This is a genomic window from Effusibacillus consociatus (genome assembly GCF_042652925.1).
Classification (GTDB): Bacteria; Bacillota; Bacilli; order Tumebacillales; family Effusibacillaceae; genus Effusibacillus; species Effusibacillus consociatus.
In genome coordinates, this window is the sequence record NZ_JBHSHC010000124.1 from 1 (window position 1) to 8,034 (window position 8,034).

The window sequence follows — 8,034 nt, forward strand, 5'->3', positions numbered from 1 at the left end:
CGTTGTCGAAGGTGACGGGTCGCAGCTTCTTCACGATCTTCTTGATCCGACGACGCTCCTGCAGGATTTCTATTCGGCGTTCACGGCGTGTTTTTTGTTCTGGCGCATGGTTCGATGTCTGTGTTATCATAAAGGGATGCAGGAAGAATGTATCGGTTCCCGTGATTATTGATGAATTTACTTTCGCTCAAGTACAAAAAATCAGAGGTGTTCGGAGTCATGTTCACCCTCGCCAAGCGACAAGTAAATTTATCTTCTCGGGCCTCTTATCCTGTAGGAGATGTGGCGCGCCCTTAATAGGGAAAAGCACCCACAAAGGAAAGTATTATCACTATTACAGGTTCAGCAGTAAGCATCTCGGTAAACTGTGCGATTTGCCAAACTTGGATCAACGGCTGATCGAAAAAAGAGTTTCTCGAACACATACGATACATGCAGAACTCCCGATTCCGCTTTAGAGGTTGCAAGTACCGAAACTGATACATCTCTCCAAGACGAGATCAGGTCTATTGAAAAAGAACTCGATAAGGTAAAGACACGCCTGAAAACGTCTTACCGAGGGGTATTTAGCTGAAACCATCCCCTTGGATGAGGTTAAAGAGGGACAAAAGACCTACAGACAACGGGAGCAAGAGTTATCAACCAGATTTCAGGAGTCATCGAAAAGATCGTAGTGGATTCGCCGTTTAAAGAAATGCCAAGACGACCCGAAAAACGGATCGTCAGCATTAAGAATATTGAGTTTAAATAATTCAGCCTACTTATCCGGCTTAATTCGTTTATACACGGACTAAAAAAAGCTTCTGTCGAACCATCTTTAAAAAAGAACCCATTCTACATGGATCTTCTCCCCAATGTGCAGCAGGCAAAAAGAAAAATGCGGCTGCCTTCGTTTATCGGTGGGAGAACCGGGGTTCAGCAGCAAAACGCCATCCCGCCATTCCTCATGGGGGATGTGGCTGTGACCAAAGATAATCAAATCGACCGGGACTGGCTGCCTACCGCCCTTAAACGCATTCCAAGCCCGTTCCGGGGTTGACTTTCCCTTGCCCAAATGACCATGGGTAATTCCGATTCTGTATCCTTCGATTTCAATCCTCTTCTGCCACCCCAAAAGAGAAGCCAGTTCAGGTGGATCTACGTTGCCGGCCACAGCCGTGACAGGGGCCAATTGTTCCAATGTTTCCATGACAAAAGGAGCGGTCAAATCTCCCGCATGGATGATTGCATCCACGCCTTTCAACCGCTCCAGCACGATTTCCGGCAGGTCAGTGCCTTTTTTGGGAAGGTGGGTGTCGGAAAGCACACCGATTGTAATCACAGAGCTTCACCTTTTGGCTCCGGCAATTTTTTGACGAATTCAAGCAGTTTCTCCATAGTGCCTTGATGGTCCACAAAATCGCTCAGAAGATTCCGGTCAATCAAGCAATCTGTAACCAGATAGGTTTGCATGCCGAGTTTGCCCGCAACCATGTCCTCGTACCCGTCATTGCCGATCATCATGCACTCTTCCGGCATTTTTCCGATTTTCTGCAGAATTTCCCGGTAATAATTCGGATTTGGTTTGCAAAAATGCATTTCTTCCAATGTGGTAACCAGATCGAAAGGCAGGTCATCCACACCCGCCCATTTCATGCGGGCTTCAATTGCCGAACGAGGAAACAGGGGATTGGTTGCCAGTACAACCGAATATCCTTTCTCAATCGCCGTCTGAACGACCTGTCGGGACAACGGCGTGGGACTGGCCAAATGGCTTAAAGCGCCGAATTCTTTTTGGTAGAAATCGAGCAATACCGGCCAAATATCCTCTTCCCGAATGCTGATTTTACTGAGGAAATCTTCTTTAAACACTTCCTCATTGGTCTTTGACGCATCATCATTGCGAACCATCTCTTCTGTAGACGCCCAAAGCTGGGCGATGAACTTTTCTTGATCGAGTAAATGCACCACATGAGGCACCAAATGTTTGAAATACCCCCTGGTGAATTCATCGTTGTCCATCGGAAGCAGTGTCCCGTCCAAATCAAACAGCAGCGTATTCAGCATAACAGTTCCTCACGGCTTTCTATTTATTCTGGTTGTTTCAGGAGCATCGCTACTTCAAATTCGGAAATTCCATCTGCCGCAGCGCCTCGAACACAACGATTGCCACCGCATTGGACAGGTTGAGGGAACGTGCCCCTTCCACAAGGGGGATTCGGATACAAGTATCGAGATTCGACTGAATCAGATCATCCGGAAGGCCTTTCGTTTCCTTGCCGAAAACAAAAAAATCGTCCTTCTGGTATGTGAAATCGGTGTACCGCTTGATCCCTTTGGTGGAAGCGAAAAAAAAGCGCCCCTGCGGGTACTTGGCCTGCAGTTCTGCAAAACTGTCATGATAATGCAGGTCCAGCAAGTGCCAGTAGTCCAGCCCCGCCCGCTTCAATTGCCGGTCGTCCGTGGAAAAGCCCAGAGGGCGGACCAAATGCAGGGAAATTCCCGTAGCGGCACATGTTCGTGAAATGTTTCCGGTATTTGCCGGAATTTCCGGCTCAACAAGTACAATATGCATAGTGTGATTGACTTCCTTCACAGTGTTCTCTTTCCAACCAGTTAAAGCTTACTGTATACTTGCCGTTCGATGCAACCGGAACGGATTTCACCCCGGGCATCTTATTCTTGGTTCTTCTGGATCCATCCCTGCTCGTAGGCGTAGCTCGTTAACTGGACGCGATTCTCCAGATGAAGCTTCTGCAAAATGTTTTTTAAATGGTTTTTCACTGTGTTTTCCGAGATGTAAAGTGTTTCTGCAATTTCACGATTGGTAAGACCTGCGGCAACCAACTCCAAGATTTCCTGTTCCCGCTGGGAAAGCGGCGACGCTCCAGGCCCGGCATGAGTTGCAAGAGCACGGGTAAATTCGTTCAACACCTTCACTGCCAACTCCCGGGACATCGGGGTTTCGTCGATCGCCACCGCCTTCAAATAATTGAGCCACGCGGAAGGGTCCAAATTTTTCAGCAGATATCCCTGCGCCCCTTTTTTCAATGCTTCAAACAAATCTGCAATGTCGTCAGATACCGTGATCATGACAATCTTGACATAAGGGAAGCGCTCTTTGATCAACTTTGTCGCTTCAAGCCCGCCCATGAGCGGCAGATTGATATCCATCAAAATCAGGTCGGGCATAAGTTGTTCTGTCATTTCCAGAGCTTCGATTCCATTTTGCGCTTCTCCGATAATTTCAAAGGCGGGATCGCTCGAAACAATTTCGCGAATCCCCTCTCTTGCATGTTCATGATCATCCACCAGCAGCACGCGAAAAGATTCTCTCATCTAGGACGCCCCTCCACGAATCTCTATTCGGGTTCCTCCATGGCTTCGATCCAGTCGAAACTGCCATCCCATTTCTTGCACCCGTTCCCGCATCATGCGAAGCCCGTAACGGGAAGGCTCATTAAAAGGATCTCCTTCAAATCCCCGCCCGTCATCTTCGGCAGTTAAAGACCAGCCCGATTGTTCTTTCCGGAATCGAATGCTGGTATGCAGGGCATTGGCATGTTTTCGAATATTCATCAACGCTTCTCGCAGACAAGCAAAAATTTCAACCTTATCTTTTGGCGTCAGGAGCTGTTCCAATTCGCCATCCAAGTCCCATTCCAATGACACGGACAGGCCCGTTTCGTTCTCAAAATCCCGAATGATCGCTTTAACCGATTGGGTCCACGGCGGAGAGTCCGCCGGTGCCGGCAGCCGCAGATTGGTGATTGCCTGTCTGACATCATCATGAACCCGGCGGACGGTTTCCTTAAGTCCTTTTATCCGCTCGCTGTTCCAGGCAGAGTTGTCCTCTTCCAGCCGGTGAATTTTGACGGACAGGAGAAACATGGATTGCGCGATCCCGTCATGCAGCTCCCGCGCGATCCTCTCCCTTTCCACCAAAGCGGCTTTGTAGGCTTTCTCACGGTTTAATTCCTCCTGCAAGGCTTCCATTCTCCTGAAAAGCCTCGCAGTCACCAACAAGGTCACGGTCAGCACAACCAGAGCCGAGAGCCAATTCCCGACATGCATGGAAATGTAGGGATGCAGGTAATCGTGACGGACAAGCTCCCATATCTCAATTGTCAGCGTCGGGACAAGAATAATCAACCATTTTATCTGTTTGTAAGACATTTTTGCCACCCCATCTCAGCTTATCATACCAAATCCGGTCGACAAAAATAGCCCGGTTGGGCCATTCTAAACTCTATCCCCTCCTGATAGAGTAAGAGAGGGTAATTAAATAAAGAAACAGGTGAAAAGATGCTGCGATTCACAACCCGGTGGATCAGTTTCATTCTGGTCTTCTGCCTATTAACCGCCGTCGCGTCTGCCCATGCAAATTTACTTACAATGAGCCCAGGCAGTGGAGAGATCGTAAATAAAAATCCGGATCGGATTACTCTGACCTTCAGTGAACCGCTCGAGTTGGAGGCGGTTGAGCTAAAAGTCAAGGATTGGAAAGGACATCCCATCCCTCTTTCAGACTTGAAACTAACGCCCGGTAACACCAAGCAAATATCTGCGGCCTTGCCGGATTTACCGGAAGGCACGTACACCGTCCATTGGAGTGTCCTTTCAGAAGATGGGCACCCGGTCACCGATTCGTATTCCTTTTCGATCGGAAAAGAAACTCCTGTTGACCAACTGCCAACAAAGGACGCGTCGGGTGGATTGTCTGATTCCCTGATCATCATCCTTCGTTATTTGGTTGAAGGGATTCTCTTGCTGGGAGGCGGCTTGTATTGGATTTCTCTGCTCGCTGAGAAGCGCGGATTTTCCGGCTGGGAACAAATCCTCAAGCGCGGATCCGGTATGGGTTTGGGTACTCTGGCAATCGGCACGATCGCACTGTGGTTTTGTTATACCGCCTCCCTTCCGGAGTCATTTTTTTCTTCCATCTTCCAAAAAGGGAATTGGTCCTTGCTCAGCCAGATTCCGTTTGTCGGAATGCTCGCAGTGCATTCGCTGCTTCTTTTGCTTCTTGCAGTGCCTCAAATGGGAGCCAGTTGGTATCTTCTGATCTGGGCCTTGCTGATTGGATCATTAGCGTTTGGAGGGCATGCATGGGGGATCGAACCCCGCTGGCTCTCCTTGACTTCACGAATGCTGCATGTTTTTGCATTAGCCGCCTGGTTGGGCTCGCTGAGTTACCTGGGTCTCGCATTGTACTGGGAGAAACACAATAAGAAACAGATCGATCGCTTGAGGCTTCGCCCATTTTTTGTCCGGATCGCTATGGCTTCGGCAGGATTGACGATGATTAGCGGAATTGTGATGGTCACTATTCAAACAGGGTGGGAGGCAGTTCTGGGGGCAAGCTTGACATGGAGTGTTTTGTTGTGGTTGAAAATAGGCCTTCTTTTATTCATGCTGATTCTTGCTTTCCAACACACATTGCAGTGGAAAAGAGACGGTCAAGCTGTCTCACAAGCTCTGCTTAGATGGGAATGGATTGCTGGAATTCTTGCCGTATTGGCTGGAATCTGGATGAGCCAATCAAATTACCCAATACCCTAATAATTCGGATCTATTACGAGGAGGAACTTATTCCATGATAGGTAAAAAAATGCTCTCTGCTGTTATTGTAACAAGTACGTTATTAGCATTCGCCGGCACCGCAAGTGCCCATGTAACAGTATGGCCAAAAGAATCTCAGGCGGACTCGTATCAGCGGTATACTGTCCGTGTTCCGGTAGAAAAAGACCTAAACACCACCAAAGTGCGCCTCGAATTTCCTCAAGGTGTGAAAGTCAGCACAGTGATGCCCGTTCCAGGCTGGAACTACGAGTTTGAAAAAGATTCGGAAGGACGTTTTACAGCGATTACCTGGACCGCCACAGACGGAGGGATCAAACCGAATGAATTTATGGAATTTGGAATATCCGGCAAAAATCCGAAAGAACCCGGTAATCTGGCATGGAAAGCCTATCAAACCTATGCGGACGGTTCTGTCGTGGAATGGACAGGCGAACCCGAATCCAAAACTCCCGCCCCGGTAGTTACGCTGAAAGAAGCCACAAAGAAAGATGATCCGCACGGGGAAAAGAAAGAATCCGCGGCCGGTCAAAATAAGGAAGCCACCACAGACGGGACCGCTTCCGCTTCGAGCAGCAATACTTGGGCGTTGATCCTGTCCGGGGCAGCCCTGTTGGTTGCGTTAATCAGCCTTTTCCGGAAAAAAGCGTAAGAACAAATAAGCCCCTATCCGTTTGGGATAGGGGCTTATAACTTCTTTTAATTCAACACACCAAACAGTTTTCTAAGCATCACAACTGCTTCCGCGCGGGTTGCATTGTCTTGGGGAGCAAATTTTACTCCGTCCCCATCTGGTTTACCTTTTACAATTCCTACTCTTACTGCTTTATCTGCAGCCTCTTTAGCCCAACTTGAAATTCTGGAATGATCGTTAAAGTCTGCTGAATCTGAAGTTGTTGTTTTCATTGGTACATTCTTAGAACCTAAGACATTAGAAATCATAACAACCATTTATTCCCGCGTAATCCGAGCGTTTGGAGCAAAGTGATCGGGGTCAATTCCCTTGACAAGCCCAGCATCATATGCACGACTGACACTTTCGTAATACCAATCTTGAGTCGAAACATCCTTAAATGGAACAATCGCCTCATTACTCAAATTCAATAAGGTTTACCAGAATAGCAACGAATTCCGCTCGTTTAATAGGAGTGTCGGGTGAAAACTGTCCATATCCAATTCCGTTAATCATACCGTTGCTAGCCATATATTCAATTTCTTTATTCGCCCAGTGACCAACCGTATCGGTAAAAGATCTTACCGGAAGCATAATCGTCCAATTACTGAACTTCTCAGTCTCGAATAGGTACCTACCTGTTGCCAAATCAAATTGACCTGCCACCTCATCCCAAGAGTTGGTGATTTCATTAAATCGACCAACCTTTAACAATCCTTTAGCCGCAACACTCTTAACCATTTCCGGTATAGGCAGGGATACTGAAATTTTCTCATTAAAGTATCCTGCCGCTCGTTCTGTTTTCTCTTTTGTTATAGCAGATACAGATAAATGATAGATATCCTTGCCCATCACAATGAATTTTTCCCGGTTGTTTGCTTTTGAAATCAGATTGTTTTTGACCGAATCGTTGACAACTTCAGCGCCGAGTAAAATGTGGCTTACAGTAGGGTCACCTATTTTGAGACTGTTCGGCGTTACCTTGAAAGTCACTTCAGATATCTTAACTTCCAATAATTTTCCGATTGTTCCCAGTCGATTCACTTGACTAAATGACAAGGCTATCTTCGTATCGGTCGAATCTGCTTGAAGCGTGATCTTGTCGTCGGATTGCGATTCATTAATTGCATCAGTGAGAGTTGCATCACTCGGTGTCGTAACTTCTTCACCAAAACTTACTGTTTCAGTCGAAGACACTGTAGCGGTAGTTGAAGTATTTGTTTGGGCTATCGGCGACGGACTTGACTGTATTGCTGCTTCTGGCTCGATTATCGGCATTGGTAACGGCGGTTGAATAACGATCGGGTAATTCTCTGTTGTCAATGTGCTTCGAAAATATCCGTTTACATTATTCGCAGTATCTATTACCGTCTTTGGTTTAAACTCCACAACATAAGTCTGATTCCCAACCAATTGCATGGTAGGGTTAATCTGAATAGAGCGTGTATTTTTCTTCCAATTTGTTGTGAACGGAACCAATTGCCCACGTGAATCCGTAAGGCGAATTAACTCTTTCGCCGCTGCATCCGTCAATAGTTTCGCATCGTTTTGATGCAGGCGGCGATCGCCGGATGCTGCAAACGTTCGCCTTGTTCCAGCCAGCGTTCGAACCAGATAGCAGCTACTTTGGCATCGGGTGTACAGTCGTACCATTCCCCAAGCGCTTCTTTCCAGGCGTGGACCTGCTGTAAAAGCGGCGAATAGCTCAAGATTTCTTGTAACTCCGGCTGCTTTTCGGTAGGCAGCGATGCCGTCTGGGGGTTCAGGAGCCGGTGTTTGGCTTTGAGGTTGGCCCGGGCTCT

The 8,034-nt window shown here is 47.5% G+C and carries 11 protein-coding genes and 1 pseudogene; 3 read left to right on the forward strand and 9 right to left on the reverse strand.

All coding sequences use genetic code 11. The annotated features are described in order from the left end of the window. Window positions 1-161: 161 nt before the first annotated feature. Complete coding sequence (locus tag ACFO8Q_RS18200; protein ID WP_380027634.1) at window positions 162-458, forward strand: recombinase zinc ribbon domain-containing protein; 297 nt, start codon at window positions 162-164, stop codon at window positions 456-458. Between the two features lie 359 nt (window positions 459-817). Here ACFO8Q_RS18200 and ACFO8Q_RS18205 read toward each other — a convergent pair whose 3' ends face one another. The 5 genes from ACFO8Q_RS18205 to ACFO8Q_RS18225 all read right to left on the reverse strand — a co-directional run bounded on the left by ACFO8Q_RS18205 (window position 818) and on the right by ACFO8Q_RS18225 (window position 4,155). Continuing rightward, window positions 818-1,321 carry a metallophosphoesterase family protein gene (locus ACFO8Q_RS18205; RefSeq protein WP_380027636.1) on the reverse strand — a complete coding sequence of 168 codons (504 nt, stop codon included), beginning with the start codon at window positions 1,319-1,321 and terminating at the stop codon, window positions 818-820. After that, window positions 1,318-2,046: an HAD family hydrolase gene (locus tag ACFO8Q_RS18210; RefSeq protein WP_380027638.1), complete on the reverse strand. Its 729-nt coding sequence runs from the start codon at window positions 2,044-2,046 to the stop codon at window positions 1,318-1,320. Before ACFO8Q_RS18210 ends, ACFO8Q_RS18205 begins: the two co-directional genes overlap by 4 nt. Window positions 2,047-2,095: 49 nt before the next feature. Next, window positions 2,096-2,554 carry a tRNA (uridine(34)/cytosine(34)/5-carboxymethylaminomethyluridine(34)-2'-O)-methyltransferase TrmL gene (gene trmL, locus ACFO8Q_RS18215; RefSeq protein WP_380027640.1) on the reverse strand — a complete coding sequence of 153 codons (459 nt, stop codon included), beginning with the start codon at window positions 2,552-2,554 and terminating at the stop codon, window positions 2,096-2,098. Between the two features lie 101 nt (window positions 2,555-2,655). After that, a complete protein-coding gene (locus ACFO8Q_RS18220) occupies window positions 2,656-3,318 on the reverse strand; it encodes a response regulator (RefSeq protein WP_380027642.1) in 663 nt (220 codons plus the stop codon). Continuing rightward, window positions 3,319-4,155 (reverse strand): sensor histidine kinase, encoded by an 837-nt coding sequence (locus tag ACFO8Q_RS18225; RefSeq protein WP_380027645.1) that lies wholly within the window; start codon window positions 4,153-4,155, stop codon window positions 3,319-3,321. It abuts the gene before it with no gap. Between the two features lie 129 nt (window positions 4,156-4,284). Between ACFO8Q_RS18225 and ACFO8Q_RS18230 the strand changes: the two genes are divergently transcribed. Both ACFO8Q_RS18230 and ACFO8Q_RS18235 read left to right on the forward strand, forming a co-directional pair. Beyond that, window positions 4,285-5,541 carry a copper resistance CopC/CopD family protein gene (locus tag ACFO8Q_RS18230; protein ID WP_380027647.1) on the forward strand — a complete coding sequence of 419 codons (1,257 nt, stop codon included), beginning with the start codon at window positions 4,285-4,287 and terminating at the stop codon, window positions 5,539-5,541. A gap of 34 nt (window positions 5,542-5,575) precedes the next feature. Beyond that, a complete protein-coding gene (locus ACFO8Q_RS18235; protein WP_380027649.1) occupies window positions 5,576-6,211 on the forward strand; it encodes a YcnI family copper-binding membrane protein in 636 nt (211 codons plus the stop codon). A gap of 47 nt (window positions 6,212-6,258) precedes the next feature. On the opposite strand, the gene ACFO8Q_RS18240 is transcribed toward ACFO8Q_RS18235, so the two are convergent. The 4 genes and pseudogenes from ACFO8Q_RS18240 to ACFO8Q_RS18255 all read right to left on the reverse strand — a co-directional run. Further along, window positions 6,259-6,510 carry an S-layer homology domain-containing protein gene (locus ACFO8Q_RS18240; protein WP_380027651.1) on the reverse strand — a complete coding sequence of 84 codons (252 nt, stop codon included), beginning with the start codon at window positions 6,508-6,510 and terminating at the stop codon, window positions 6,259-6,261. Then, window positions 6,511-6,663: an S-layer homology domain-containing protein gene (locus tag ACFO8Q_RS18245; protein WP_380027653.1), complete on the reverse strand. Its 153-nt coding sequence runs from the start codon at window positions 6,661-6,663 to the stop codon at window positions 6,511-6,513. It abuts the gene before it with no gap. Continuing rightward, window positions 6,650-7,765 (reverse strand): S-layer homology domain-containing protein, encoded by a 1,116-nt coding sequence (locus tag ACFO8Q_RS18250; RefSeq protein ID WP_380027655.1) that lies wholly within the window; start codon window positions 7,763-7,765, stop codon window positions 6,650-6,652. Before ACFO8Q_RS18250 ends, ACFO8Q_RS18245 begins: the two co-directional genes overlap by 14 nt. Next, a pseudogene (locus tag ACFO8Q_RS18255) lies at window positions 7,765-8,034 on the reverse strand (DesA/ISL3 alpha bundle tail domain-containing protein); the annotation flags it as partial. The pseudogene ACFO8Q_RS18255 and the gene ACFO8Q_RS18250, both read right to left, overlap by 1 nt.

Coding starts and splice junctions, on each gene's coding strand:
- ACFO8Q_RS18225 (WP_380027645.1), bottom strand. CDS start 4,155: ATGTCTTACAAACAGATAAAATGGTTGATTATTCTTGTCCCGACGCTG.
- ACFO8Q_RS18230 (WP_380027647.1), top strand. CDS start 4,285: ATGCTGCGATTCACAACCCGGTGGATCAGTTTCATTCTGGTCTTCTGC.
- ACFO8Q_RS18210 (WP_380027638.1), bottom strand. CDS start 2,046: ATGCTGAATACGCTGCTGTTTGATTTGGACGGGACACTGCTTCCGATG.
- ACFO8Q_RS18240 (WP_380027651.1), bottom strand. CDS start 6,510: ATGGTTGTTATGATTTCTAATGTCTTAGGTTCTAAGAATGTACCAATG.
- trmL (WP_380027640.1), bottom strand. CDS start 2,554: ATGCATATTGTACTTGTTGAGCCGGAAATTCCGGCAAATACCGGAAAC.
- ACFO8Q_RS18235 (WP_380027649.1), top strand. CDS start 5,576: ATGATAGGTAAAAAAATGCTCTCTGCTGTTATTGTAACAAGTACGTTA.
- ACFO8Q_RS18220 (WP_380027642.1), bottom strand. CDS start 3,318: ATGAGAGAATCTTTTCGCGTGCTGCTGGTGGATGATCATGAACATGCA.